This is a genomic window from Myxococcus dinghuensis, from assembly GCF_024198235.1.
Taxonomy (GTDB): Bacteria; Myxococcota; Myxococcia; order Myxococcales; family Myxococcaceae; genus Myxococcus; species Myxococcus dinghuensis.
The window spans coordinates 407,128-433,243 of sequence record NZ_JAKCFB010000004.1 but is presented as its reverse complement, the minus strand read 5'-3'; the positions used below and the strand labels follow the sequence as shown (position 1 = coordinate 433,243).

23 protein-coding genes are annotated in these 26,116 nt (G+C 71.0%); 12 read left to right on the top strand and 11 right to left on the bottom strand.

What is annotated here, in order from left to right:
- Positions 1–12: 12 nt before the first annotated feature.
- The 4 genes from LZ198_RS08750 to LZ198_RS08735 all read right to left on the bottom strand — a co-directional run bounded on the left by LZ198_RS08750 (position 13) and on the right by LZ198_RS08735 (position 3,830).
- The gene (locus LZ198_RS08750; RefSeq protein WP_253971432.1) at positions 13–1,011 is read right to left on the bottom strand and encodes an RNA ligase (ATP); all 999 of its coding nucleotides are present in this window, start codon (positions 1,009–1,011) and stop codon (positions 13–15) included.
- An 82-nt stretch (positions 1,012–1,093) separates the two neighbouring features.
- The gene (locus tag LZ198_RS08745; protein ID WP_253971431.1) at positions 1,094–1,498 is read right to left on the bottom strand and encodes a hypothetical protein; all 405 of its coding nucleotides are present in this window, start codon (positions 1,496–1,498) and stop codon (positions 1,094–1,096) included.
- Between the two features lie 113 nt (positions 1,499–1,611).
- The gene (locus LZ198_RS08740; RefSeq protein WP_253971430.1) at positions 1,612–2,493 is read right to left on the bottom strand and encodes a hypothetical protein; all 882 of its coding nucleotides are present in this window, start codon (positions 2,491–2,493) and stop codon (positions 1,612–1,614) included.
- 2 nt (positions 2,494–2,495) lie between these two features.
- Complete coding sequence (locus LZ198_RS08735) at positions 2,496–3,830, bottom strand: hypothetical protein (RefSeq protein WP_253971429.1); 1,335 nt, start codon at positions 3,828–3,830, stop codon at positions 2,496–2,498.
- 240 nt (positions 3,831–4,070) lie between these two features.
- Here LZ198_RS08735 and LZ198_RS08730 point away from each other — a divergent pair, with 240 nt between their 5' ends.
- From LZ198_RS08730 to LZ198_RS08715, 4 genes are all read left to right on the top strand, one after another.
- Positions 4,071–6,377, top strand: coding sequence for an ArnT family glycosyltransferase (locus LZ198_RS08730; protein ID WP_253971428.1), 2,307 nt, complete (start codon positions 4,071–4,073; stop codon positions 6,375–6,377).
- Positions 6,374–7,291, top strand: coding sequence for an ABC transporter ATP-binding protein (locus LZ198_RS08725; protein ID WP_253971427.1), 918 nt, complete (start codon positions 6,374–6,376; stop codon positions 7,289–7,291). Before LZ198_RS08730 ends, LZ198_RS08725 begins: the two co-directional genes overlap by 4 nt.
- 2 nt (positions 7,292–7,293) lie before the next feature.
- A complete protein-coding gene (locus LZ198_RS08720; protein WP_253971426.1) occupies positions 7,294–8,094 on the top strand; it encodes an ABC transporter permease subunit in 801 nt (266 codons plus the stop codon).
- 192 nt (positions 8,095–8,286) lie between these two features.
- On the top strand, positions 8,287–9,339 hold the full coding sequence (locus LZ198_RS08715; RefSeq protein WP_253971425.1) for an SPFH domain-containing protein: 1,053 nt from the start codon (positions 8,287–8,289) through the stop codon (positions 9,337–9,339).
- 102 nt (positions 9,340–9,441) lie between these two features.
- On the opposite strand, the gene LZ198_RS08710 is transcribed toward LZ198_RS08715, so the two are convergent.
- A complete protein-coding gene (locus LZ198_RS08710; RefSeq protein ID WP_253971471.1) occupies positions 9,442–11,169 on the bottom strand; it encodes a chromosome segregation protein SMC in 1,728 nt (575 codons plus the stop codon).
- A 30-nt stretch (positions 11,170–11,199) separates the two neighbouring features.
- On the opposite strand from LZ198_RS08710, the gene epmA reads away from it, so the two are divergent.
- Genes epmA through LZ198_RS08695 form a run of 3 tightly spaced genes read left to right on the top strand, consistent with a single transcriptional unit; the run spans position 11,200 to position 13,633 of the window.
- On the top strand, positions 11,200–12,204 hold the full coding sequence (gene epmA, locus LZ198_RS08705) for an EF-P lysine aminoacylase EpmA (RefSeq protein WP_253971424.1): 1,005 nt from the start codon (positions 11,200–11,202) through the stop codon (positions 12,202–12,204).
- Positions 12,201–12,944 (top strand): lysophospholipid acyltransferase family protein, encoded by a 744-nt coding sequence (locus LZ198_RS08700; protein ID WP_253971423.1) that lies wholly within the window; start codon positions 12,201–12,203, stop codon positions 12,942–12,944. Before epmA ends, LZ198_RS08700 begins: the two co-directional genes overlap by 4 nt.
- Positions 12,941–13,633, top strand: coding sequence for an inorganic pyrophosphatase (locus tag LZ198_RS08695; RefSeq protein ID WP_253971422.1), 693 nt, complete (start codon positions 12,941–12,943; stop codon positions 13,631–13,633). The genes LZ198_RS08700 and LZ198_RS08695 overlap by 4 nt, the downstream gene beginning before the upstream one ends.
- 68 nt (positions 13,634–13,701) lie before the next feature.
- On the opposite strand, the gene LZ198_RS08690 is transcribed toward LZ198_RS08695, so the two are convergent.
- Both LZ198_RS08690 and LZ198_RS08685 read right to left on the bottom strand, forming a co-directional pair.
- Entirely contained in the window at positions 13,702–14,769 is a 1,068-nt protein-coding gene (locus LZ198_RS08690) for a hypothetical protein (RefSeq protein WP_253971421.1), read from the bottom strand.
- A gap of 137 nt (positions 14,770–14,906) precedes the next feature.
- Positions 14,907–15,776: an energy transducer TonB family protein gene (locus tag LZ198_RS08685; protein WP_253971420.1), complete on the bottom strand. Its 870-nt coding sequence runs from the start codon at positions 15,774–15,776 to the stop codon at positions 14,907–14,909.
- Positions 15,777–16,463: 687 nt separating this feature from the next.
- Here LZ198_RS08685 and LZ198_RS08680 point away from each other — a divergent pair.
- The 3 genes from LZ198_RS08680 (at position 16,464) to LZ198_RS08670 (ending at position 20,222) form a co-directional block, all read left to right on the top strand.
- Positions 16,464–17,909 (top strand): nicotinate phosphoribosyltransferase, encoded by a 1,446-nt coding sequence (locus LZ198_RS08680; protein ID WP_253971419.1) that lies wholly within the window; start codon positions 16,464–16,466, stop codon positions 17,907–17,909.
- 46 nt (positions 17,910–17,955) lie between these two features.
- Positions 17,956–18,927, top strand: a complete 972-nt coding sequence (locus LZ198_RS08675) for a nicotinamidase (protein WP_253971418.1) — start codon at positions 17,956–17,958, stop codon at positions 18,925–18,927.
- A gap of 161 nt (positions 18,928–19,088) precedes the next feature.
- On the top strand, positions 19,089–20,222 hold the full coding sequence (locus tag LZ198_RS08670) for a hypothetical protein (RefSeq protein ID WP_253971417.1): 1,134 nt from the start codon (positions 19,089–19,091) through the stop codon (positions 20,220–20,222).
- A gap of 39 nt (positions 20,223–20,261) precedes the next feature.
- Here the strand turns inward: LZ198_RS08670 and LZ198_RS08665 are convergent, their stop codons facing one another.
- The 3 genes from LZ198_RS08665 to LZ198_RS08655 all read right to left on the bottom strand — a co-directional run bounded on the left by LZ198_RS08665 (position 20,262) and on the right by LZ198_RS08655 (position 23,617).
- Positions 20,262–21,380, bottom strand: coding sequence for a glycerate kinase (locus tag LZ198_RS08665; RefSeq protein ID WP_253971416.1), 1,119 nt, complete (start codon positions 21,378–21,380; stop codon positions 20,262–20,264).
- Positions 21,381–21,765: 385 nt separating this feature from the next.
- Positions 21,766–22,263, bottom strand: a complete 498-nt coding sequence (locus tag LZ198_RS08660) for a YkgJ family cysteine cluster protein (RefSeq protein WP_253971415.1) — start codon at positions 22,261–22,263, stop codon at positions 21,766–21,768.
- A gap of 49 nt (positions 22,264–22,312) precedes the next feature.
- Positions 22,313–23,617 carry a class I SAM-dependent rRNA methyltransferase gene (locus tag LZ198_RS08655; protein WP_253971414.1) on the bottom strand — a complete coding sequence of 435 codons (1,305 nt, stop codon included), beginning with the start codon at positions 23,615–23,617 and terminating at the stop codon, positions 22,313–22,315.
- 30 nt (positions 23,618–23,647) lie between these two features.
- Here LZ198_RS08655 and LZ198_RS08650 point away from each other — a divergent pair, with 30 nt between their 5' ends.
- Together LZ198_RS08650 and LZ198_RS08645 are read left to right on the top strand one after the other, a co-directional pair.
- Positions 23,648–24,181, top strand: coding sequence for a hypothetical protein (locus LZ198_RS08650; RefSeq protein ID WP_253971413.1), 534 nt, complete (start codon positions 23,648–23,650; stop codon positions 24,179–24,181).
- A gap of 77 nt (positions 24,182–24,258) precedes the next feature.
- Positions 24,259–24,840 (top strand): FxsA family protein, encoded by a 582-nt coding sequence (locus tag LZ198_RS08645; protein ID WP_253971412.1) that lies wholly within the window; start codon positions 24,259–24,261, stop codon positions 24,838–24,840.
- A gap of 116 nt (positions 24,841–24,956) precedes the next feature.
- Here the strand turns inward: LZ198_RS08645 and LZ198_RS08640 are convergent, their stop codons facing one another.
- Positions 24,957–26,060: an acyltransferase family protein gene (locus LZ198_RS08640; protein WP_253971411.1), complete on the bottom strand. Its 1,104-nt coding sequence runs from the start codon at positions 26,058–26,060 to the stop codon at positions 24,957–24,959.
- Positions 26,061–26,116 lie beyond the last annotated feature (56 nt).

Genomic DNA, 26,116 nt, shown 5'->3' with positions numbered 1-26,116 from the left:
GCTCCGGGGGCGTCAGTCCTCGTCCTTCAGCAGGAAGTCGTTGTTGATGACCTTGAACGACAGCCTGCCGCCGAGCGTGGGCGAGTGCCGCTCGACGAGGGGCCGGATGACGATGCCTTCCTTCCGGCTCTTCGTCCCCGGGTAGAGCCCCTGCGCGAGCGTCAGGAACTGCTCCAGCGTGTGCGGGAACGTCCGCGCCGCCTCGCCCGTGACGACGTGCTCCACCGGCACCGTGCGCAGCCCGTGCCGCGCGCAGAACGCGATGAAGTCCGCGTGGTCCAGGAAGCGGCCGGTCCGCGTGTCGTGGACGCTGAACACGAACAGGTCCGTCTCCCGGAGTCCCAGGCGGTTCTTCTGGATGCCGGGCCCGCACAGCTCTCCCTGGATGGCGAAGCCCTCGGGCAACACCGTGTCCAGCGTGTAGCGCTCCACCATCCGCCACACCGGGTTCGGTCCGGGCCTGAGGGTCCAGTTCCGGGAGCACGCGACGAGCGGCCCCTCGAGCGGTCGGAAGAAGGTCGCGGAGGTGCCGTCGAGCTTCGTCGTCACGAAGAAGTCGTGGCCCCGCAGCTCCTCGAGCACGCCGAGCATCGACTGCAGGCGGATTTCATCCGTCTTCGGCACCTGCGTCGGGAAGGGCCCCGCCACCTCTCGCGAGTCGGAGGGCACGGGCTCGAACTTCACCACGCCCAGCCTGTCCCGCACGTCCGTGCCGACCGGTGGAACGTCTCCCTCGAGAATTGAGGTGGGCAGCGCCAGCCCCTGGGACAGCACGCCCCTCAGCCTCGCCGTCTTCACCCGGAAGCCCCGGGGACGGAGGAACTCCGCCCACGGCGCGCCCTCCGGGAGCTGGCTGTCGATCTCGAAGAAGACGCAGGGCTCGCCGGAGGCGAAGGCGCCCTTCTGGACCACCACGTCCCAGCCCATCACCCGCGCCCTCTGGATGTTGTCGGCTCCGGGAATGGGCTCCACGTGGTCGATGCGCTGAATCGAGACGAGCTTTCTCTCCATGGGACCTCCCTGCGTCATCCGGCGCCATGGCCGGGTCTGCCCGGGACGCGGTGAGAAGGGCCCGGCCTGACGGCCTCGGACGTCAGGGCGCCTTGGGCTCGTAGATGGAGTACTTCAGCACCGTGATGTTGGTGCACTGGTTGGCCGGGTCCCACTCGAAGCTCAGGTAGTCGTCCCCGTGGAGGGCCATGGCCACCTGCAGATGATTGGGCGCGCTGCTGTCGCAGTAGACCTGCACCCCTGCGGCGTTGCGCGCCACGCACTGCAGCGTCAGGCTGGTGGGCAGCGCGACGATGCCGCAGCCGATGAACTGCTGGGTGTCCGCGCTGTTGCGCGCGCTGGAGAGGGCGCCCGCCGCCTTGCGCGTCGTCGTGTTGATGACCACGGGAAGCGCCAGCTTGTCTCCCGCGAAGGCCACGGGCCCCGCGAGGACTGCTCCGGTGAGCGCCACCGCCAGCCACTGTCGCATCGCCTTGTTGTTGCGCATCGGTTCCCTCTTTCCTCTGTGAACGACGTTGGAACTCCAGGAGTGAGGGTCGCGACGCTATGAGTGAAGTGGTGCGTGTCAAGGAACGGGCCGGAGCCAGGAAGCGGCGTGGGTCACCACCGGGAGCTGAAGGCGCGCACCGACAGGCCCACGCCGAGGGTCCATTCATCCCGACGCTGGAGGCCCGCGTCCCCGCCGACGTAGCTGCCCGCGAGCCGGACCGCGACGGGCTGGTCCTGGACGGCGATGAGCACGCGCTCGAGGGACGCGTCGCTCCTGGCGCGGAAGTCGAGGGTGCCGCCCTCCACGTCGCGGTTCCAACCGGCGAGCCCCGAGGCGCGCAGGGCCCACAGGCCGTCCTCCGTCTCCAGCCCCAGGTCGAACATCAGGGACGTGAAGGGCGACAGCGCGTGTTCGGTGCCCTGGGGGGAGTAGCGCAGGGTGTGGCTCGCCACCGGGCCCAGCGCCAGCCACACCCGTCCAGAGGCCGCGCGCAGCGGGTCCACCAGGAGCCCCACGCGCCCCGTCTCCAGCGTCCAGCCGCGGCCTTCCCAGGGGCGACGCTCCAGGTGTCCGGCGCGCAGCGCGAGGGAGACGTCGAACGGGAAGGGGATGCGCACCGGACGGGCGGTGGGGACCAGGATGAAGCCCTCCTCGAGGTGACGGCGCAGCAGCCCGTCGTACGCGGTGACGGTGAAGCCGCGCTGCTCACCACCCCAGGCCTCCACGCCGGCCAGCCGGTGGTTGTTGTACCAGGGCGTGGCCTTGCTCTGGCTCGTGCGCCCCGTGCGGAGGTGGACCCCCGCGCGCAGCGACAGGGCCGGGGAGCCCTGGCTCATGCGGGTGCCCACCCCCACGACCACGCCGTCACCCGGGTCGAAGCAGATGGGGAACGTGTCGCCGCGGGCATCCCGGGCGAGGCAGGGCTGCTCGGGCGCCGGCGGCGGTTCTCCGGTCGACGCGGCCAGCACCAATGCGAGTCCGAGCGCGAGCACGGCTAGTCCCTGGCGTGCTCGGCCGTGGGCGCGGCGCGACGCGGCGGGGCCCAGAACGAGAAGCGCAGGCCCGCGGACGCGGACCACTCCCACCGGTCGGGCAGGCCGGGGAGGTCGTTGCGCCACGTGCCGCGTCCGTCCACCACCAGGCTCAGGGGTTGGTCGTTGATGGCCAGGAGGATGAGCTCGTAGCCCGCCTGGAGCCGCAGTCGCTCGGGGCTCTCGTCGCGCCCCGGGACGTCGCGCGCCAGCAGGAGCTTCTCGGCCTTGGCCGCGAAGCGCAGGTGATGGAAGCCGTCGCGGTCCAGCGTCAGGTCACCCTCCAGCACGGCGGACGGCACGAGCGCGCTGGTGTCGTTCACGTAGTCCCGCTCGACCGCGGGGCCCGCGCGCAACCGGACGAAGGACACCAGGTCCCGTGAGTGCCACAGGTCCAGGGTGCCGTGCACCGCCCCCCACGTGATGAAGCCACCCTCGACGTCGCCGCGCTTCAGGTCCTCCACGCGCAGGAAGTCGACCCACAGGCCCAGGTTGAGGAAGAAGTCGTGCCGCCGGGGCTCCCCGAGGAACGTGGTGATGCGGAAGGCTGGATCCTGGCGCTCGACGCTGAGGTCGTAGTGCACCGCCGTGAAGTCGGTGGAGGGCTCGCCCAGCGACAGCTCCGTCTCCAGGAAGCGCAGCCGGTGCAGGGCGCGCTTGTGGTCGATGTCGAGCGCGATGCCGAAGTCCAGGCGCACGCGATCCCTCCGGCCCTCACCCACGAGCGCCGGTGACAGCGGGCTCCAGGCCCCGCCCACCCAGATGCGCCGGTTCAGGTCGAAGTTGAACTGCATCACCCGGCCGCGTTCGTCGCGATACCAGCCTGGGGGCGCCTCCGCGATGGAGGCCTGCATCTCGTAGGTCCGCAGCTCGTCGGGAGGGACGCGGGCCATGTCCTCCTCCATGCACGCGGCCACCCGCTCCAGGGGGCGGTCGGACTCGATGCCGTCGATATCCAGCTCCCGCGCCGGGGCGACGAGGCAGCGCCGGTGGGTGTCGTCGCACTGCGCGCGCCAGCGGCCCGAAGGGACCTCCGCCGTCGGCGCGAGTCGGAGGCACACGGTGGGCCGCTCCCAGCGCTGCATCGGCAGGGGCTTGTCGGATGGCGCGAGGGAGGGAGGCGTGGGGAGCGCGACGGGGGCGGCGGGGGGCGGCTCCTCGACCCGGGGGGGCACGTCGTCGACCGCCTCCGGGGGCGGAGCCGGTGCGGCTTCGATGGCGGTGGGTGGGGGCGCTTCCGGGCCCGGTGTCTGGGTGAGCAGGAGGGCGCACCCCAGGGCCACTGCGTGAACGAGCATGTTGCCTCCGAAACGGAACGGAGGCGGCCTGTTCAAGGCCCGTGCCCCTGGTCGCCCCTCGACCTTTCGCGGGGTTGGGTTCCACCGGCGTGCAGGCTCCTGCACAATGACGCGCACCCGGCCTCACGCCCGGTGGCCTCCGGCGGAGGTCGACCGGAGGGGGTGGCGGGGGTATAAGGCCGCGTCCTGCCCTCGACACGCAGGCCATCCGCCCGAACCGATTCAAGGAGCCCTCAACCCGTGGCGAGCGACGGCGAACAGCAGCAGCGCGAAGAGACCTTCACGGAGGCCATTCTCGGGAAGGAGACCCTGTCGGCGCGGTGGGTTCAGCGCTGGCTGACGCTGCCCCTCACCCTGCGGGTGGTGTTCTCCACCGCCGCCTTCGCGGCCCTCGTCTTCCTCCCCTACCTGGGCGCGGTGGGCCTGTGGGACTGCTGGGAGACGCACTACGGCGAGGTGGCGCGGATGATGATCGTCCGCCACGACTACGTGTTCCCCTACTGGGAGAACGCGTGGTTCTTCTCCAAGCCGCCGCTCACCATGTGGATGCAGGCGCTGGGCATGCAGGTGGTGGGCGCGGTGCGCGAGTCGGGCGCCATGGGCCTGTACACCGAGTGGGGCATGCGCGTCCCCTTCGCGCTGCTGAGCATCACCGCGGTGGCGCTCCTGTCGCTGGCGGTGTCGCGCGTGGTGAGCCTGCGCGCGGGCCTGGCCACGGGCTTCATCCTGGTCACCATGCCGCTGTACTTCCTGCTCACGCGGCAGACGGTGACGGACACGCCCTTCGTCACGACCCTCATCTGCGCCATGGCGTGCGCGCTCATCGGCCAGCTCGACGAGACGACGAAGCACCGCTCGGGATGGTGGTACGGCTTCTACGTCTTCGCGGGCCTGGGCACCCTGGCCAAGGGCCTGTTGGGCGTGGGCCTGCCCGCGGTCATCCTGGTCCTCTACGCCGGCCTCTGCGTCATCCCCTGGGACGGCGGGAGCCTCGACGCCCACCTGCGCTGGCTGATGGACGCCGACTTCCGCAAGGAGGTCCGCGAGGGCCGCCAGCCCATGCCGGTGCTCTGGGGGCAGATGTACCGGATGCGTCTGGGTTCGGGCATCCTGGTGTGGCTGGCGGTGGCGGCGCCCTGGTACGTGGTGCTGTCGAGCTTCAAGGGCCTGGACGACGAGAACAAGCTCTTCTGGTACCGCTTCTTCGTCCACGACCATCTCAACCGCCTCACCGCGGGCGTCTTCACGACCACGCCGGGCGGCACGTTCATCTACTTCATCGAGCAGGGCGGCTTCGCCATCTTCCCGTGGGTGGCGCTCTTGCCGGGCGCCTTCGCCGTGGTGTCGCGCCTGAAGCTCCGCTCGCAGAACAACGCGGACCACCTGGCCTCCATCGCCGTGCTGTGGGTGGCCTTCTCGTTCGTGCTGCTGTCCTCCAGCGCCACCAAGTTCCACCACTACGTGTTCCCGGTGCTGCCGGGGCTCGCCATCCTGCTGGCCCTCTTCGCGGACCGGCTGTGGGAGGACGGCATCGCCGAGCACGGCGTGAGCCTCATCTTCGGGCTCGTCCTCTTCATCCTCGTGGGCAAGGACCTGGCGGAGAACCCGAAGCACTTCACCGACCTGTTCGTCTTCAACTACGAGCGGCCGTATCCGCAGGAGCTGGTGACGCGGCCCATCTCCTTCTTCGCCGCGCGCCCGCTGTGGGCCGGGGACCTGGTCACCCTGGTGCTGCTGGCCTTCGGCGTCTATCTCTCCTTCGAGGCCTTCTCCCCCAAGACGAAGGACAAGGTGACGCCGAGCTCGCGCGTGGTGGCCGTGCTGATGGTGCTGGGGGGCCTGGCGACGCTGGGCGCGGTGTCCTCGGGAGGGCAGGTGTCGGCCTCGGTCCTGGTGGGCATCGCGGTGGCGCTGACCGGAGGCTTCGCGGGCTGGCTGTCGATGCGCGCGGACAAGGACTCGAGGTCGTCGCTCCAGGTGCTGGCCGGCGCGCTGGTGCTCGCGGGCGTGGCCCTGGCGGCGCGGGGCTTGCGTCATCCCGCGGGTGAGGACTCGCTCCTGCGCTCGCTGTCCCAGGACATCAACGTCAAGGGCGCGCTGAGCTTCGTCTTCTCCGTGGCGGGCGTCATGGCCGTGGTGGCGGCGCTGATGCGCGCGCGGGTGATGCTCTTCGGGACGTTCTGGGTGCTGGCCGCGGGCTTCACGCTCTGGTTCAACTGGAGCCACTGGGTGGACCTGTCCCACCACTGGACGCAGCGCGACTTGTTCTGGCGGTACTACGCGCAGCGCAAGGAGGGCGAGCCCATCGTCGCGTTCCTGATGAACTGGCGCGGGGAGACGTTCTACTCGCAGAACACCATCGAGCAGTACCGCAGCGGCGACTACAACGCGAAGATGCGCTCCCTGGCCAACCGGCCCGGCCGCGAGTGGGTCTTGGTGGAGCACAACCGGCTGGGCGTCCTGCGCACCGCGGTGGGCTCCGACAAGGTCGTCACCCCCGTGGACAAGGACATCAACAACAAGTTCGTCCTGGTGACCGTCGATTGAGCGGAATCGAAGTCCAGGGGTTGGGCAAGCGCTTCGGCGACCGCGTCGCGGTGGAGGGACTCGACTTCCACGTGCGGCCGGGTGAGGTGTTCGGTCTGCTCGGCCCCAACGGCGCCGGGAAGACGACCACGGTGCGCATGCTCACCGGCCTGCTCCGCCCCACCGAGGGCGAGGCGACGGTGTGGGGCCACCACGTGGACCGGGACGGCGAGTCGCTGCGCAAGGTGGTGGGGCTGCTCACCGAGCAGCCCGGCCTCTACGACCGGCTCACCGCGCGGGAGAACCTGCGCTTCTTCATGAAGCTGCACGAGATGGACGAGGCGGCGGCGTGGCCCCGCGCGCTGCACTACCTGGAGCGCTTCGGCCTGGGCGGGCGCGAGGCCGAGCCGGTGGGTGGCTTCTCCAAGGGCATGCGCCAGAAGCTGGCCATCGTCCGCACGCTGGTGCACGACCCGCGCGTCATCTTCCTCGACGAGCCCACCAGCGGCCTGGACCCCGAGTCCGCGCGCACCGTGCGCGACGCGGTGGCGGAGCTGGCCTCCGAGGGGCGCACCATCGTCCTGTGCTCGCACAACCTCGCGGAGGTGGAGCGGCTGTGCGAGCGCGTCGCCGTGGTGAAGCGGCGGCTGTTGCTCATGGGCCCGGTCCGGGAGCTGCGCCGGGCGGGGCAGGCGCTGGACGTCCGCGTGGAGGGCGAGGCGGAGCGCTTCCGCGACGCGCTGGCGTCGCTGCCCTTCGCCACCAACGTGCTCGCGGAGGGCATGCGCCTGCGCGTCATGCTGGAGGACGACGCGCACGCGCCGGACGTGGTGGCGTGCCTGGTGGGCGCCGGCGCGCGCGTGCACAGCGCCGTGCCCAGCCAGCGTCCGCTCGAGGAGGTCTACCTGGACCTGTTGCGCGAGGGGAGGTCCTAGCCATGTCGTTCCGTCCCCGCAGGGCCCTGGCCGTGTTCTGGAAGGACGTCCTGGACCTGCGCAAGAACCTGGGCCTGCTGGCCTCCATGGCCGTGCTGCCCACGGTGATGGTGCTGGTGCCCATCGGCGTGGTGTGGAGCTACGTGCGCACGCCCAACCACGCGGACCTGCGCAGCGTGGCGCTCTTCTACGACCCCTCGCTGCCCCTGGGCGCGAGCGCGGCGCGCTTCCTCATCGACAAGACGCTCACGGACTGGTTCGGCATGTTCCTGGTCATGCCCGTCTTCGTCCCCATCCTCATCGCCTCGCAGAGCGTGGCGGGGGAGAAGGAGCGGCGCACGCTGGAGCCGCTGCTGGCGACCCCCATCACCGCGGCGGAGCTGGTGGCCGGCAAGAGCCTGGCCGCGCTGGTGCCCGCGGTGCTCATCACCTGGGTGGCCTTCGTCTTCTTCTGCGTGGGCGTGGACCTCGTGGCGTGGCCGCTGGTGCAGATGCCGCTGATGCCGGACGCGCTGTGGACCTTCGGTGTGCTGGTCCTCGCGCCCCTGTTCGCCTTCTTCGGCAACGGCGTCGCCGTGCTCATCTCCGCCCGGGCGGGGGATGCCCGCATGGCCCAGCAACTGTCCGCCCTGGTGGTGCTGCCGCTGGTGGGCATGGTGGGCGGCCAGGTGGCGGGGTTCCTCAAGGCGGGGCTGCTCTACTACGCGCTCCAGGGCGCGGTGGTGCTGGTGCTGGACGCGGTGCTGCTGTGGGCCAGCATCCGCCTGCTGGACCGCGAGCGCCTGGTCAGCCGCTGGGGCTGACCCGGGGCCCGTCGCCGCCGCCCGCCCGGAGGGTGAGCGGCTAGGCAATGGCCAGTGAAACTGGCATCTTGCAGGCAGGGTACCGGGCGAAGGCGGGCGCGCTTTCGCGGCGGATGCCATGCTCTTAAGTAGGTTGGTTGGTGGTGCGGATTGACCGGCCGCCACGGCGGCCACGGAGGCGCTGACAAGCACATGGGTATCTTCGACACCATCAAGGGCGAGGCGAAGCGCAACTTCATCGCGCGCGCGGACTCGGCGAAGGGGGAGATCATCTACAAGTATCCGGAGAACAACATCCGGATGCTGACCCAGCTCACCGTCGACGCCGACGAAGTCGCCCTGTTCGTGAAGGACGGCAAGGTGGAGGGCAAGCTGGGCCCTGGTCGCCACCAGCTCGACTCGAACAACATCCCGTTCCTGTCGCGCCTGCTCGAGAAGTTCACCGGCGGCAACCTGTTCATCGCCGAGGTCTTCTTCGTCTCCGTCCGCGAGTTCCCGGGCGTGAAGTTCGGTGGGCCCATCGGCGACGTGCGCGACCCGGAGACGGGCCTGGGCATCGGCACCATGGTGTACGGCGACTTCTCCATCCGCGTGACGGACCCGGAGAAGCTCGTGGTGGGCCTGGTGGGCATGGGCCGCTCCAACAACGACGCGCTCCTGGGCTGGTTCAAGAACCAGGTCCTCAAGGTGACGCGCGACCGCATCGCGGAGCTGCTCGTCAAGAAGCGCTGGCCGCTGCTCGACGTGACGAGCGGCGCGTACACGGAGGAGATCGAGACGGAGGTCATCGCCGGCCTCAAGCCCCACGTGGACGACTACGGCCTGACCGTGGTGCGCATGGGCAACTTCCACGTCAGCATCAAGGAGGAGGACGAGGGGACGCTCAAGAAGCTGTCGAAGGACGTCGCCTACTCCCGGCTGGCGGGAGGCTTCCAGCAGTACGCGCAGGGCCAGGCGATGCTCGGCGCCGCCGAGGGCATGGCCAAGGGCGGTGGCGAGGGCAACGGCAACGCGCTGGGCGGCATGGGCATGGGCATGGGCTTCGGCATGGCCCAGCAGTTCATGAACATGAACAACCAACAGCAGCAGCAGCGTGCCCCGGAGCCCCCGCCCCAGGCCGCGCCTCCGGCCGACACGCGCAGCCCCGCGCAGCGCCTGAAGGAGATCAAGGAACTCAAGGACGCGGGCGTGCTCTCCGACGAGGAGTACAACGCCAAGCGGGCGGAGCTGATGAAGCTCCTGTAGTCCGCCTCCCGTCGCGCCGACCCGAGGGCCTCCGTTCCAGATGGGACGGGGGCCCTCGTCGTTCCAGGGGCCCCCGCGTCGCCGTGGGAGGCCCCGTCCGCGTCAGCGCCCGTCGCCCGCGCTGACCGCCGGCTCCGCCGGGGCGGGGGTTCCCTCGGGTCCGGGCGCGGGGACGCCCTCGGGGGCGAGGGCCTCCTCGGAGCCCTGGAGGTCCAGGCGGATGGGGACCTGGAGCGTGGTGCCCAGCCGCAGGAGGAGCACGTCCGGTTCGATGCCCTTCTCGCCGATGGCCTCCGCCACCTCGCGGGCGGACAGCGCGTTGCCGCGCGCCCACAGGGCCTCGAGGAACTCGCCCGCCTGGGCCGAGCGCCACCACGCGGGGCCGAAGCGCGCCTTGAGCTGGGCCTGGAGCTGGCCGGCGAGGAACCACGCGCGGAAGCTGTCCGCGGACTGGAAGAAGTCCTCCTGGTCCACCAGGTAGCGCGCCGCGTCCTCGTCCGTCATGGGGATGCCGTCCGTGCGCGCCATCACCTCGCGGTACAGCGCCCGCGCGTCCACGTCCGGGCGGCGGTGCAGCTCCAACTGGTACAGCAGCCGCCCCGCGGCGTGACGGATGAGGTACAGCTTGTGCGCGCTGGAGGTGGCGAGGAACTGCGCGCGCTGCTCGCCGCTGATGCCCGCGTGCTCCTCCAGCCACACCGGGTCCTCGAGCAGGTCCTCGAAGAGGGCGGAGTAGGCCTCGCCCACGGTGGGGTTGCCCAGGCGCGCCAGCTCGAAGCGCGTCTCGCGCGTGAAGGCCAGGTGCAGCGCGTGCCCGAACTCGTGGAGCACGCGCGCCTGGTGCAGCGCGCCCGTGCCCGGCTTGAAGGAGAAGCGCACGTCGTCCGGCACCTTCACCGCGAGCGCCAGCGGCCGGGAGCTCTTGCGCGGCAGGTCGCGCGAGTCGACCTGGAGGTTCTTCAGGTCCGACAACTTCAGGCTCATGCCCGCGAGCGTCGCCTGCGCCTTGAGCAGCGACTCGCCCTTGGGGAAGGCGTCCTCCACCTCGCGCGAGCGGAACAGCCGCGGGATGTCGGCGCGGGTGAGGTCCTTGAAGGCCATGGCCAGCTCGCGCTGGCTCAGCCGCTCCATCACCACCCGGTACGGCGCCTGCGTGGCCTGGAGGATCTCCTCCGCCAGCACGCTCAGCCGCCCCAGGTCCGCCTGCCGCAGCTCGCTGCCGAACGCCTCGTAGGACGGGAAGCCCAGCTCGCGCACCAGCTCCCGCGCGCGCTCCTCCTTGCGCCGCAGCGTCTGGTTGAGCCGCTCCAGCGCGGGCGTGGCCTCCGCGTAGAGCGCGCGGCGCTTCGTCGCGTTGCGCTCGTTGGCGAGCAGCCGCTCCAGGTCGCGGTAGCGCAGCTCCTTGCCGTCCACCGTGAAGGTGAGCGACGCCTCCAGGTTCGCGGACGCGTCGTTGGACTCCGCCAGCGCGTGCGCCAGGTACTCCCCCGCGAAGTGCGAGTGCAGCGCGGTGAGCGCGCGCAGCTCGCGCGCGTCCTTCGTGAGCTGGCGCAGCCGGTCGATCTTCCGGATGGAGTCGAGGCCGAACAGGCCCTCCTGGCCCGCGTACGTGCCGCCCACGTCGACGTGCCGCCCCTCCGTCCAGAACACCCAGACGAGCCGGTGCTGCTCCTCCAGCAAGCCCTCCGCGCGCGAGGCGAGCGCGCGGACCTCCGTGGTGAGCTGCTGCTCCTCGCTCGGGGCCTGCTGCGGCGGAGGGGGGAGCGCCTTGGGCGCGCAGGCGCCGAGGCAGCAGGCGAGGGCGAGGTAGAGGGGAATCCTTGGGAGCATGCGGACGCGCATGTTACTTCCGTGGCGCCCATGCCCAACCTTTCTCAATGGCGGGCCGCGCGCGGACGCCAGGCCCTCTACGCCGCCCTTCGACGCTTCTTCGCCGCCCACGGCTACCTGGAGGTCGACACGCCCCTGCTCGTCCCCGCTCCCGGCATGGAGCCCCACATCAATGCCTTCGAGGCGGGCTTCATCCCCGAGACGGACGTCGGCACCGCCCGCACCCTCTACCTGCACTCCAGCCCCGAGTACGCCATGAAGCGGCTGCTCGCCGACGGCGCCGGGCCGCTGTTCCAGCTCTGCAAGGTCTTCCGCAACGGCGAGGTGTCACCCACGCACAATCCGGAATTCACGATGCTGGAGTTCTACCGCCCCCAGGCGGACTATCACGCCATCATGGACGACCTGGAGGGTGCGCTCGCGGAGGCGGGCCGCAACGCCACGGAAGGGGAGCCCGGCGCGGACCCGGCCTTCTTCACCCGCACCCCCTACGAGCGGCTCACGGTGCGCGACGCCGTGCTGCGCGCCACCGGCGTGGACATCCGGGTCCATTCGGACGGGCCCTCGCTCAAGCGCGCCGCCGAGGCCATTGGCGTGCGCACCGGCGACGCGGAGAGCTTCGACGACGTCTTCTTCCACCTCTTCCTGCAGCGCGTGGAGCTGGACCTGGGGCACGAGCGGCCCACCTTCCTCATCGAGTACCCCGCCTCCATGGCCGCCCTGTCCCGCCTGAAACCCGGGGATTCCGGTGTCGCGGAGCGGGTCGAGCTGTACGCGAAGGGGTTGGAGCTGGCGAACGGCTTCTCGGAGCTGACGGACCCGGTGGAGCAGCGCGCGCGGCTGGTCGAGGAGCAGGCGCTCAGGCAGCGGCTGGGGCGCTCGGTGTATCCTCTGGACGAGCGGTTCCTTGACGCGGTAGGTCGAATGCCCCCCTCGGCAGGCATCGCGGTGGGCCTCGATAGAATCCTGATGCTGCTGCTCGGGGTCCAGCGCATCTCGGATGTGCTCCTGTTCCCCGCCCACGAGTTCGTGTGATTCGCAAGGTCCTCCAGACAGCGTTCGCTGGCGTGTCGGCGGTGGGGCTCACGGGCGTGTTCTCGACGGTCATCTCCGCGCTCTCCGTGGGGGGGGCCCACGGGGAAGCGGACAAGGCGTTGAGGTTGTGGGCCCGGGGCGTGCTCGGGTCGGCGGGGGTCCGCCACGAGGCGGTGGGGTTGGAGCACATCCCCGCCGAGGGCCACGTCGTGTTCGTGTGCAACCACCAGTCGCACTACGACGCGCCGTTGCAGCTGGCGTACATCGACAAGCACACCCGCTACGTGGCGAAGGCGGAGCTGTTCAAGATTCCCGTGTTCGGCGCGGCGCTGCGGCGGGCTGGCAACATCCCCGTGGAGCGCTCGGGGGGCGGGGGGGATCGCGCGCGGATGTCCGAGGCCGTGACGGCGCTGCGCGAGCGAGTGAGCGTGCTCTTCTATGCCGAGGGCACGCGCAGCGAGGACGGTCGCTTGCGGCCGTTCAAGAAGGGCGCGGCGACGCTGGCCATCCAGGCGGGCGTGCCGGTGGTGCCCATGGCCGTATCAGGGACGCGGCTCATCCTCCCCAAGGGAGGGCGAGCGGTCCGGTGGGGCCAGCGCGTGGCGCTGGTGGTGGGGGAGCCCATCCTTACGAAGGACCTGACACTCGAGGACCGCGAGGCGCTGACGCGCCGGCTGGAGGACGCGGTCGCGCAACTCTACTCCGAGGCGTGCAGCCGCTCGGGAGACGTACCGACATGAAGAAGACCGCACCCTTGACGACGTTCACCGCGCACCCCTGGCATGGCGTCACGCCCGGGGCGGAAGCGCCCGAGGTCATCACCGCGTACATCGAGATCGTCCCCACGGACGCGGTGAAGTACGAGCTGGACAAGGAGTCGGGCATCCTGATGCTCGACCGCCCGCAGCGCTTCAGCAGCCAGTGCCCCTCGCTCTACGGGTTCATCCCGCGCACCTACTGCGACGAGCTGGTGGCGAAGCGCTGCGCGGAGCGCACGGGCCTCAAGGACATCCGCGGCGACGGGGACCCCATCGACGTGTGCGTGCTGACGGAGAAGGTGGTCAGCAACGGCAACCTGCTGGTGCACGCGGTGCCGGTGGGCGGCTTCCGCATGGTCGACGGCAACGAGGCGGACGACAAGATCATCGCGGTGCTGGAGTCGGACCTGGTGTACGGCGAGCTGCAGCACATCGCGCAGTTGCCCCGGCCGCTGCTCGACCGCCTCAAGCACTACTTCCTCACCTACAAGCAGATTCCCGGGGAAGGGAAGCGCAGCGTGGAGATCGCCGAGGTCTACGACCGCCCGGAGGCGCTCGAGGTCATCCGCCGCAGCATGAAGGACTACGACCGCGTCTTCGGGCAGCCCGCCTCGACGCCGGTCCGCAGCCGCGCCCGCCGCCCCGCGGGTCGCAAGGCGCGCGCCTCCTGACGGAGTGACGCCGTGGAAGGCGGGCCGTCCGGGCCCGTCCTCCACGGTCGACGTCGGGCCTCGTCGCGTCAGGGCTGGTTCGGGTCCGCCCCGATGCCCTTGAACGGGTTGAAGGTGTACGTGGTGGAGAACTGCGACGAGGGGCTGAAGTAGTACGCGGCGAGCCTGGCCGGGTCGTTGGCGATCTCCCCGCGCAGGATGGGGCCGTCGTTCTGGTCGTCCCAGCCCCACGGCGCGTTGGCGGAGTTCGACGAGCAGTTGCCCGCGATGAGTCCGCAGCCGCCGCTCGTGTCGCCCCGGAACGTGCCGGAGGAGGCGAACAGCGAGGACAGGTCCCGGCGAGGCCACAGGCCCTCGGCGCCGTAGATGTCGAGCAGCTTGTAGCGCACGTCGGAGTCGGTGGGCGACGACGGCTGCTCCGCGAGCGTCAGCGACGGGAAGTACTTCACGCCGTCCCCGACGATGTCGTACGCCGGCCACGCCTTGAGGCCGTGGCCCTTGGCCTCCTGCGCGGTGATGGGGTGCAGCTCGCCTTCGAACAGGGCCAGCGACAGCGCGCCGTCCACCGTCTCCGCGCCCGACGCGAGCGGGCTGCCCGAGGGGACGAACGAGAAGAAGTCCTTGTGGGCCACCGTCACCGCGCCCACGAGCGCGCCGTACTCGGTGCCGTTGCGCTGGACGATGAGGAGCACGCCCTCGCCGTCGTTCTCGTGCTCCGAGTCGAAGATGTTGTCGGACCAGTCGCGCGGATGGAAGAACGTGTAGAGCAGGTACCAGTGCGTCGACGTCTCCACCACCGAGTGGTACGCGTGCGCGGTGAGCGCGTACGCGCCGGTGTTGTCCCAGTTGTTCGCGCCGTTCCAGTCACCGTCGAAGTCCACCCGGGTGATGTAGTCGGAGCGGCCGCTGAGCGAGTGCGAGCCCGTCACGTCCGTGTCCTGGTAGTGGATGGGCGCCCAGCGCCGGGCCAGCGCGGCCCGCGCCGCCGTCGAGCCGACGCCATTGATGAGCGCACCCGCGGACTCGCCGAACGGGTCGTCACCCACGCCTTCTCCACAGCCGGACAACAACGTCAGGGTCGCCGTGACGACCGCCAGGACCACGACATCCGGGGAACGACGAATGCTTCGATGCATGGGACGCCCGCCTTTCTGGGCGCTGCATCAGATGTGTCCGGGTAAAAATTGTTAAGCTTGTTTTTCGTGAAAAGCCCGTGGCGTCGGGGTCGCGTGTCTCCGCTGTGTGGCGGGGGTGGCGCGGAGCGGTGACGACGTCAGCGCAGCTCGACCAGGCGCACGCGTTTGTAGATGCGCTTGTCGAGTGGCAGCCGCGTGTCGATGAAGCCGAGCGCCTCGTCGAACTCGAAGGTGAAGGTGGGGATGGGCGGGCTGATGGAGAGGATGAGCTCGAACTGCCAGAGGCTGGTGATGCGCGCGCGGCCCTGGGTGGCTTCGGGGGGCGGGAGGGGCAGTCGCTCGGCGGCGGCGCGGACGTCCTTCACGGCCTCGCGGTCCACCTCCGGTTGATGGCTGGGCACGACGAGCGTCACGTCCAGCAACCGTCCCTGGCCATCCTGCACGACGCGGATGAGGGCGCGGCGGGTGGCGCGGAACTCCTCGCGCATCTTCTCGCGCAGCTCGCGGCTCAGCCGCAGGTCGAGGTTGCCCGAGTTGCTGGTGGGGCGGCGACGGTCGTCCTCGGGCGCGTCCTTCGCGCCGAAGGCACCGGAGGCGCCGTAGTGGGCGGCGCGCTCGCTCCAGACCTCGGCGTAGGCGCGTCCTCGCTCCAGGCCCATGTCGAAGTAGCCCTGCAGGCCGTGCTCCTTCACGGAGCGGTCCGCGTCCCACGTCTCCACGAGCATCTTCCCCAGTTGACTGAAGTAGGGATGCACGAGCCCGCGGTCCACCTTGCCGCGTCCCACGCTTTCGGAGACGAGGTCCTCGACCAGGTCCTGCGCGGTGGGAGGGGTACGCCGCCGTGAGAGCGCTCCCGCGGAAGGCGCGGGGTCGCCCGTATCGCCGTTCCGGCCACTTCCACCCGAGGCGCTCTGGGCGTTTGTTCCCACGGGAGAGGTGGAGGCCGCGTCGCGGTCCGGCCCCCGGGCGATGGCGCCCGCGCTCCACGTTCCCTGCAGGGGTGCCATCGACAGCGCTGCTTCCGCGAGGCCCGTGGGAGCGGGCGCCGCGCGCGGGGCGTCCTCCGCATTGGGCGTCGCCACGCGGGGGGGCGCCGGAGGAATCGGCGGGACCTCGCGAAGTCGGTCGTCGGAGGGGGACACCGAGAGGGCGCGAGCGGGGCTCGTCGCCGAGGGTTCACTCGTGGGGGGCCTCACCGAAGGGAGGGCCGTCATGGGGCCGGCGGCGACCGGCATCTCCGGAGCGTGAGTCGGGGCCGCGCGAGGCGTGAGGCCCGACGGCACCCTCGTGGCGTATCCCTCCTCGTCGGAGTGGGGCGCTGAGCGCTCCGAGGGGTGGAGTGTCGGAGGCTCCACGGGTCGAAGCGCCTCGTCCGTTCGTGGGGCCGACGCTGGCACATCCGTCGTCGCCACCTCCACGTCCACCCACTCCATGGCGGGTGGCTGATGGGAGGGCGAGGGCGGGGCCGAGGTCGCCCCCGGTCGGGGAGCCAGCCGCTCCAGTCCCCACCACATGAACCCGTGCGCGCCGACACTGACGACGAGCGCGACGAACAGGCGGGGAGGGCGGCCGGGCGACATGGATTCCAGGTCTAAATCATGTTCTCGCGGCTCGCCTGGGAAAGCGCGGGCGGAGGGTAGGAAACCCACGCCGGCACGCATAGGCTCAGGAGACTTCGGAGGATGACACCCAGGATGGCGACCTCGCTGCTCGCGACGGATGGCTACAAGTTCAGCATGGCGGAGGCGGGTTGGCCCCTGCGCAAGGAGACGTTCTACTACTCGCACCGCAAGGGCGGGCTCCAGGTCATGCCCCTGGACCTGGCGGCGTTCGTCCGGTCGCTGATTCCCGAGCCCCGGCAAGAGGACTACGAGTATCTCGCGAAGTACGACTACGAGATGGGCGTGGGCTTCCGCGCGGCCATCCTCCGCAAGGAGAAGCTGGTCGTGCGCGCCATCCCGCGCGGCTCCGTCTTCTTCGCGCGCGAGCCCATCCTCACGCTCACCGGTCCCTCGGCGCTCATCTCGTGGGTGGAGCCGCTGCTGCTCCAGCTCAACTTCCGCATCCAGGTGGCGACGCAGGCCCTGACGGACCGCGAGGGGCTCGCGCGGGCGCTGGCCACCGTCACCTGCGACGAGCAGAAGGCCATCGCGCTCGAGACGCTGGACGCGGTGGGCGTCAAGCCCGTGCCCATCACCGTGGACTCGGAGGGGTATGCCCGACGGGTGCGCGAGACGGTGAAGGAGCTCATCGAAGCGGTGGAGGACCCGTCGCGCATCTTCGAGGTCGGCCTGCGCGCCGCCACCTGTCTGGAACAGCACCACCTGGCCCTGCGCGCCTGCAAGGACGTGGGCGTGGAGCGCACGAGCAACGTCGAGGGAGCGCGCCAGCTCGGCATGATTCCCGTGGGCACGATGGGGCACGAGCACATCCAGCGCTACGGCTCGGATGACGCGGCCTTCCGCGCCATGCGCGAGCGCAGGCCCCAGCGCTCCAGCTACCTGCTGGACACCTTCGACACGCTCACCTCCGGCATCCCCGCCGCCTTCCAGCTCATCCGCGAGGACCCCGGCGCGGGGGACTCCATCCGCTTCGACTCCGGCAACAAGAAGCTCCAGTACCTGTACGCGGTGACGCGCGCCCGGGACCTGGGCATCCGCCCGGTCAACATCCTGGAGGACGGGCTCGACGCGCAGGCCACGCGAGAGTTCGAGGAGCTGCGGCGCCAGGTGGGCTGGGAGCCCTCCGCGCAGTTCTACGGGTACGGAGGCCACATCGTCGCGCGCACCATGACGTGCCCCTTCACGCGCGACCGCGTCGCCGCCATCTACAAGCTGTCCCAGACGGGGACGCAGCCGGTGATGAAGTTCGGCAACGAGCTGGCCGAGGGCAAGCAGAGCATCCCCGGGGTGCCGGTGCTCTTCCGCCGCCGCCATGGCAACGGGCCCATCGGGCTCGTCGGCCAGGAGGGCGAGGAGGTGCCGGAGGGCTACTTCCCCCTCATGGAGGCGGAGCCGGAGACGCCGTCGCTCGTCGGCGCGGAGGCGCTCTCGGCGGAGAAGGCCCGTATCGCCCACACCCCCGCCACGCGGACGCTCGTCGAGGAGCTGACGCGCAAGCACTTCCCGAAGGGGCGCTGAGCCTCCTTCCCGCAGCGGTCCGCTCGAAAGAATCCTGGAGGACGCCATGTCGTTGCCATTGCCCCGCTTCCACGAGGACGCTCGCGCAGGTCAGCTCTACCTGGAGCGCACCGCCGAGGTCGCCGAGGAGGCCCGGCGCTTCGTCGCCGAGCACCGCATCCGCCCGGCCCGGGAGGACCAGGTCCGCGTCGCCGCCTTCGGCATCGACGTGCAGGTGGCGTTCTGTACGCCGGGCGCGAGCCTCTTCGTGCCCGGCGCGGTGGAGGACACGCAGCGCACGCTGCGCTGGCTCTACACACACCTGGACCGCGTGACGGAGCTGGTCTTCTCGCTCGACACGCACCGCGTCTTCCAGATCTTCCATCCAGCCTGGTGGCATGACGCGCAGGGGCGGCACCCGGCGCCGCTGTCGCAAATCACCGCCGCGGACGTGCGCGCCGGGCGCTGGCGGGCCACGCGCTTCCCGGAAGAGAGCCTGGAGTACTGCGAGCGCCTGGAGGCCTCCGGGCGCTACGTGCTCACGGTGTGGCCATACCACGCGCTGCTCGGAGGGCTCAGCCACGCGCTGGTCCCCGCGATGTACGAGGCGAGCGTGTTCCATGCGCTCACCCGGGACACGCCCACCCACTTCGAGATGAAGGGGGAGAATCCGCTCACGGAGAACTACTCCGTGCTCGCCCCCGAGGTGACGGAGGTGAAGGGGCAACGGGTGGGCGCCTTCAATACGCGCCTGTTCGAGAAGCTGATGACGTACGACAAGGTCTACGTCTTCGGTCAGGCCAAGTCGCACTGCGTCCTGTCGACCCTCAAGGACCTGCGCGAGCACATCGAGCGCACCGATCGCTCGAAGATGGGGCGCATCCACATCCTGGTGGACGCGATGAGCCCCGTGGCCGCGCCGCCCCTGGACCCGCTGCCGCCCTCCCTCGACTTCCCCCGGCTGGCGGACGTCGCCATCGAGGAGCTGCGTCAGGCGGGGATGCGGGTGGTCCGCACGACGGACGCCCTGGAGGCCTGACGGGGCGTGGCTTGACGCCCCCGTCAGACCGGCGTTCAATAAATTGTCTCCAAGGACTGTCAGTCGCCGAGGCATGCGACACACGGCCTGACACACCCGCCCCCCCGGCAAACAACGCAGGTCCTGCCGCGAGTGTCTCACTCGCCGAAGGGGATGGGTGCATGTCGGGTCATCGTTGGCTGTTGGGCTGGGTGGTCCTGAGTCTCGGGTCGGGCTGTGCCGTCACGTCACGGCTCGGGGCCTCGGTGGGAATCGGAGCCTTGTCGCGCGAGGAGGTCGACGCGGCCATCCAGGCGGAGGACTACCCCCAGCTCAAGGGCGTCTGTGACGAGCAGATCGCCGTCAAGGGGAGCGCCAACGTCTGGGGCGATGCGTGCAAGGCTTCATACCGCCTCGCGGCCGCCAAGGACGAGGAGTACGGCTACCTGAAGGCGCACTGCGCGAAGCGCGACAAGCTCTTCGGCGCGACCTTCGCGGAGGCCTGCAAGGGCGTGATGCAGCAGGCGGACCGCCGCGACGACCGGGCGCAACTGACGCTCATGTGCGGGCAGGAGAAGCAGCCCGACGCCTGTCGCAAGCTGGCGTTCAAGACGAAGTTCTCGGACCTCGCGAAGCCGGACTGCTCGACGCTGGCCCAGCGCTTCGCCAAGGCGCGCGAGGGGGACTTCGACCCGTACAAGGCCACCTCGACGGACATCGCCCCCATCGCCGCGGCGCTGGTCCGCTGCAAGGAGAGCGGGCTCCTCTTCGAGGAGCTCATCCGTCCCGGCGGGCCCGGGCCGAACACCTTCGGGACCCAGCTCCTGCTCGAGACCGAAAAGGAGGTCGGGGGCGAGCTCCTCGCGCTGCTCGAGTCCTACCTGGTGAAGAACACCGGAGCGCAGTTTCTGAAAGGGGAGTTCGGACACCTGGCCGGGAATCACCTCTCCCACTGGCTGGTCCAGACCCAGCGCACCCAGCTATGCGAGCCGCTCGTGAAGGCGGCCAGGGGCGCCAACCCCGGCGTCCTCTTCGAGCTGGCGTATTACTTCTGGGAGACGGGCTGCAAGGCGAGCGCGCCGCTGGGCGTGGAGTTGCTGAGCAGCGAGACGGGGGAGCACCGCCAGGGCGGGTGCCAGTTGCTCGAGCGCTACGGCGACGCCTCCCATCTGAGCCGGCTCGCCATCGTGGCGCAGAACGACACCGCGTACCGCGTGGTGGAGCGCCCCGCTGATTCGGGCGTCTACGTGAAGGAGTTCTTCGTCGCGGACGCGTGCCGTCAGGCCATCGGGAAGATCCGCCTGCGCACGGAGTGAGCGCACGGGGCCCGGCCTGACGCGGCCGTGCCTCGCGCGTCAGCCCTCGGCTTTCAGGCGCGCCGCCGTCCATCGCGCCACGGCCTCGGTCAGCGTCTCCGCGGCCGAGGCCCCGGGCCGAGCCTGGGTGCTCAGGTCCACGATGGTGTGGAACAGGTCCAGCTCGATGCACCCCTCGCGGCTCACCGAGCCCGCGAAGAGCTCCACGGGGGTGCCGTGCTCGCGCGCGAGCCGGGCCAGGCCTCCGGGCCCCTTGCCCAGGGACGTCTGCCGGTCGAAGCGCCCCTCGCCGGTGAGCACCACCTCCGCGAGCAGCACGCGCCGCTCCAGCCCCAGCGCGCGGGAGACCAGCTCGTAGCCGGGGACGAGCCTCGCGCCCGCGAGCGCCACCAGGCCGAAGCCGAAGCCGCCCGCCGCGCCCGTGCCGGGCCAGCCCGCGGCCATGTCACCCACCACCGTGGACAGGTGCGCCAGCGCCGCCTCCAACTGCTCCACCGTCCTGGGGTCCGCGCCCTTCTGGGGCCCGAAGAGCTGGGCGGCCCCGTCCGGCCCCAGCAGCGGCGACGTCACGTCGGTGGCGCCCAGCAGCTCCACCTGTCCGAGCCGCGGGTGCCGACTGCTCGCGTCCACGCGCTCCAGCGCCGCCAGCGCCGCGCCACCCGGGGGCAGCGGGTTGCCGTGGCGGTCCATGAACCGGAAGCCCAGCGCGCTGAGCGCGCCCGTCCCACCGTCCGTGGTCGCGCTGCCGCCCATGCCCACGATGAGCCGCTCGCAGCCGGCGTCCAGCGCCGCCCGGATGAGCTCGCCCGTGCCATAGGTGGACGCGCGGCGCGCATCCCGCAGCTTCGCGTCCACCAGCGACAGGCCGGACGCTGCCGCCATCTCCACGACCGCGGTCCGCCCGTCCTCCAGCAGCGCCCACGCGGCGTCCACGGGATGACCCAACGGCCCATGCACCCGGCACACCCGCCGCTCGCCGCGCGTACCCGCGAGGAGCGCGTCCACCGTGCCGGGGCCGCCATCCGCCAGGGGGGCGATGTCCAGCACCACGTCCGCGGAGACCCGCCGCACGCCCCTCGCCATCGCCTCCGCCGCTTCTCCCGCGGTGAGGGTGCCCTTGAACTCCTGTGGCGCGACGAGCCAACGCGGCGAAATCACGGCGCCCCCACCGGTCCCTTCCAGACACGGCTCCGCCGAGGCACTCCCGGGATGGACGAACACCGCTTCCCAACCCACCGCATCATCCCGCTCCTACGCAAGCCCACGCCTCGACATACCATTGAAGGTGAAATCAGTGCCCCTCCGATGGAAGACTTTCATGTTGATACATGGACCCTCGGCAAGGCGTGCGGCCGTGAATTGCGGCGCTCGCGGGGATTGGGCGCGAGATTCAAGAGGGACCCGGGTGCGGGATGACGCGTTGGCCCTGGTGCGCGGGTGGACGGGGCACGTGTCACATCCTCGACACATGTCTCATCGCGGCGTCAGGGATTGACGTGGGACGCCTCGCGCCCGCCCGTCGGGGAGGGATTGGGCGCGGCCCTCAGCACTCCTCGTCGCGGGACGCCGCGAGCGCCTCCGCGTGCCATTCCAGCAGCGGGCGGGGGGCCTTCAACGTGGGGGCCACGCGCTGGGACACGCGCTCCAGGCGCTCCAGCAGCGCGCCCACCGTCTCCGCGGGTTGACGTGCGGGGCCCCGGATGCGTTCGCAGAAGAACGTGCGGCAGCCGAAGGGGCGGTCCGCGTACACGGTGCACCGCAGCCCGGCGGCGTCGAGGTACGGGCAGCCTCCATCCTCGCGGAGTGGGGGGAGGGGACGAGCGCGGGACAGCAGGTCCCATTCGGGCTGCCACAGCCAGGGCTGTCGCCGGGTGCGGGACAACTGACAGCACTCGCCGCTTGCGGGGCAGGAGTAGGGCGCGTAGGCCGCGTCCGCTTCGCGGTAGACGGAGCGGACCTCCTTCAACGCGCGCTCCCGCTCACGCGTCCCCCCGAGGGGGCGCGCGTCGTCGCCCTCGTCGTCCCAGTCCCGGCGGCTCATCTCCGCGCCATGCTCCCATGGCCACCGGGCCGCGCGTCGCGCCACGCCATCACAGCACGCGCAGGACGAAACACTTCAGGTAGCGCGTCTCGCGCAGGTTCAACAGCACGGGGTGGTCCCGGCCGGCGCCGCGCCGCTCGATGATCTGCATGCGCCTGCGCGCGTCCGCCGCGGCCGAGGCGAGCATGTCCTCGAAGGACTGCTCGTCGACGTGGTACGTGCAACTGGCGGTGATGAGGATGCCGCCGGGCCGCAGCAGCTGCATGGCGCGCAGGTTGATCTCCTTGTACCCACGCACCGCCGCGGCGATGGCGTCCTTGTTCTTCGCGAACGAGGGCGGGTCCAGGACGATGGTGTCGAAGCGTCGCCCCTCGTCCACCGCGTCGCGCAGGAAGTCGAAGGCGTTGGCCACGACCACCTCGACGTTGGAGAGCTTGTTGGTGGCGGCGTTGTCGCGCAACTGGGCGGAGGCCGCTTCCGAAATCTCCACCGCCGTGACGCGCTGGGCGCGCGTGGCCAGTTGGAGCGCGAAGCCGCCCACGTAGGAGAAGCAATCCAGCGCCTCGCCCGTGGCGTACTGCGCGGCCAGGACGTGGTTCTCCCGCTGGTCGAGGAAGGCACCCGTCTTCTGGCCCTCCAGCAGGTCCGCGCGCACGCGCACCAGGCCCTCGTCGAACGACACGGGGCCGGAGGGCAGGGCGCCGCGCAGCAGGCCCTTCTCCGGGGTGAGTCCTTCGAGGTTGCGCACGCCCACGTCGGAGCGGTTGACGATGCCGCGCGGCTTGAACTGCGCCTCCAGCAGGTCCGCGATGAGCGCCTTGCGCTGCTCCATCGCGGGCACGAGGAACTGCACGCTCAGGTAGTCGCCGTAGCGGTCCACGACGAGGCCGGGCAGGCCGTCCGCCTCGCCGTGCACCAGCCGGTACGTCGTCTCGCCCGGCAGCGCGAGCCGCCGCAGGGCCTCGGCGGCCTGGAGCCGGTCGCGGAAGAACCCGGCGTCGACGGGGACGTCCTCGTAGGTGAGCCAGCGCAGGGAGATCTTGGACTGGCGCGAATAGAACGCCTTGCCGATGAACCAGCCCCGCCCGTCCGTGACGCGCACCACCTCGCCGCCGGCGAGCGCCGGGTCGCCGTTCAGGTCCGCGCGGTAGATCCACGGGTGGCCCGCCTGCCAGCGCTCGACGCCGCGGCGCAGCAGGGACACCTGGGGCAGCCCATCCGGGCCCAGCTCCGGGGTGGTCCGGTCCGGGGCGGGCTTCTCCGGGCGGGCGGGGGGACGGCCCCGACCCTGGGGCGGGGAGGAAGGCCTGCCACCGCGATGGGGGCCAGAAGATGACTTGGGAGGAGTCGGCATGGCGATGGGCGGCGTATACTCGCAACCCGCGTGAGATACGAGCTGCTCCTACAGACGATGACTCCGGGCATGCCCTACGAGGCGGCGCGGGTGGATGGCCTCCTCTCGGAGCGGCGGCTCACCGTCCGCCCGGATGGAGTGCGGCTGTGGAACCTGAAGCACGGCGACGTGGAGGTCGGCGTGCTTCGCGAAGGGGGCCAGGTGGTGGCCACCGAGCTGCGTGTCCCCCTGGGGGAACAGCCGGACCTGATGCGCGAGGTGGTCTCCGAGGCCTCGGCCCTGGCCCGCGCGGCGCAGGTGCGGCTGATGGACCCGCAACTGGGGCGCGCCGTCTCCGGCACGGACGACACGATGGTGGTGGAGCAGTACCTGCGCACCGCCCGCTACGCCAGCGAGGTCTCCGGCGGCCTGTCCGGGGGACTGTCGGGCGGCTCGTACGAATCGCTGTCCACGGAGCGCCCCGGCTTCCAACCAGGGGTGCGCTTCTTCGCCATCGTCATCGGGGTCTTCATCGCCCTCTACCTCATCGTCGATTCGATGCTGTCGAGCCTCGGCAGCGGGTAGGCCGTGCGGGCGGCGCGGCCTTCGCACGGGGGGCAGGTTCCCCGGCGCGAGCGGGCGTGCCGGGTTAGGTTGAGGAGGTGTTCAAGTACCTCCTCCTCGCCTTCATCGTCGTCCCCCTGCTGGAGCTGTACCTGCTCGTGGTGCTGGGGCGTCACATCGGCTTCGCGCCCACGTTGGGCGTGGTCCTGTTCTCCGCGCTGCTGGGCTCGTGGCTCGCTCGCCGCGAGGGCAGCCGGGTGACGCGCCGCTGGCGCGAGGCCATGGCCCGGGGACAGGTGCCCGAGGAGGGCCTCTTCAGCGGCGCGCTGGTGCTCGCTGGCGGCGTGCTGTTCGTGGTGCCCGGCGTCCTCACGGATGTCGCGGGCCTGCTGCTGCTGTTCCCGCCCACCCGCCGCCTCGTCGCGGGCCGCCTGCGCCGCGCCGCCGAGCGCCGCATGCGGGACGGCTCGCTCCGCGTCACGACCTTCGGAGGCATGGGAGGAGGCATGGGCTTCCCGCCCATGGGCCCTTCCGAGGACGCCCCCTTCGCGCGCAGGTCCGCCCCGGAGTTCCCCACGGACGTGGAGGCGCGAGAAGAAGAGGTCCCCCGGGGCCCTCGACGGAGCCCCACCGCCGAGGTGGATGCCGAGTTCACCGAGGAGGACCCTCCCCGGCACTGAGGTGTCGCGGTGGCCGCGTGGAGCCTCGGCGCGCAGTCGCCGGCGCCATCAGGGATGGATGCCGCGCCCTTGCCCCGGCATGCGCGCGGTGGCCGACGCGAAGCGCGAGCCGTGCCTCAGATGCGCTGGCTGACGCGGGAACCGCTGAGGCTCGCGTTGAGCGTGGTGGAGCCCGCGCGCCAGGGGCGGGCCTGCTCGAGCAGCCAGCGGCCCACCTTCGCCACGAGCGCACAGGTCAGCAGCAGCCCCACGCCCACGCCGAGCGCGGCGGGGACTCCCAGGCGGGGGCCCACGCGGTACGACAGGCCCGGGATGTCCGCCCAGCCGTACACCACGGGCAGGTGCAGGACGTAGATCCACAGGGACATCCGCCCGAACGGGGCCAGCAGCTTGCTGAGCCGGGCCGGGGCCAGGTTGACGACGCCCATCACCAGCAGCCCCTGCGCCACGCGGTAGGCCACCATCCACGCGCTCACGGGCGTCCAGTCGGGCTCCACCAGGCGCGTCAGGCCGAGGAGGCCCGCGCCCACGGCGAGCAGCGCCAGCCCCTGCGGCCAGCCCGGCTTGATGAGGTGCAGCGCGTAGGCGGCGAAGGCGCCCGCGAAGAAGAAGCCCGCCCAGGGGAAGAAGGGGAAGCGACTGCCCCCGCCGCTGCCGAGGAGCTGTTGCAGGGCCCCCGGGAGCTCCGCGCCGAACCGCCACACCGCGGCGCTCGCCAGCGGGATTCCCACCGCGAGGGTGAGCAACACCAGCGGCCGGCCCCACCGCGCGGGCACGAGCGCCAGCAGCACCGCGCCCACGAGCAGCGCGGAGCCGATGCACTGGAGCGCGTCGAAGGTGAACACGCGCGTCAACATGGTGTCCGTCCAGCCCATGTCGCGCACGGCGGCCCAGCCGGGCCAGTGGAGGAAGTAGCCGAGGAACAACAGCAGCAGGGAGCGCCGCACCCGCTTGCCGAGCGTGTCACGCGCGGCGTTGGGGCGTGTCCCCAGGGCCGCGACCACCGCCCAGCCGCTCACCAGCAGGAACAGGGGCGCGGTGATGCCGCGGAAGGTCCAGTAGTGTTGGATCCACGGGTGCTGCCGGGCCTCGGTGGACAGCAGCGCGTCCAGGGTGTGGCCCACGACCATGGCCAACACCGCGAGCCCGCGCGCCCCATCGAGTCCGGGGTGCCGGGTCGACTGCTGCTGGAAGGTGAACTGGGGGCCGAGGCGGTTCACGTGGACCGAGCATAGGCCGCCTCCGGAGCCACGTCTCGAAAACGCACCAGGACCGT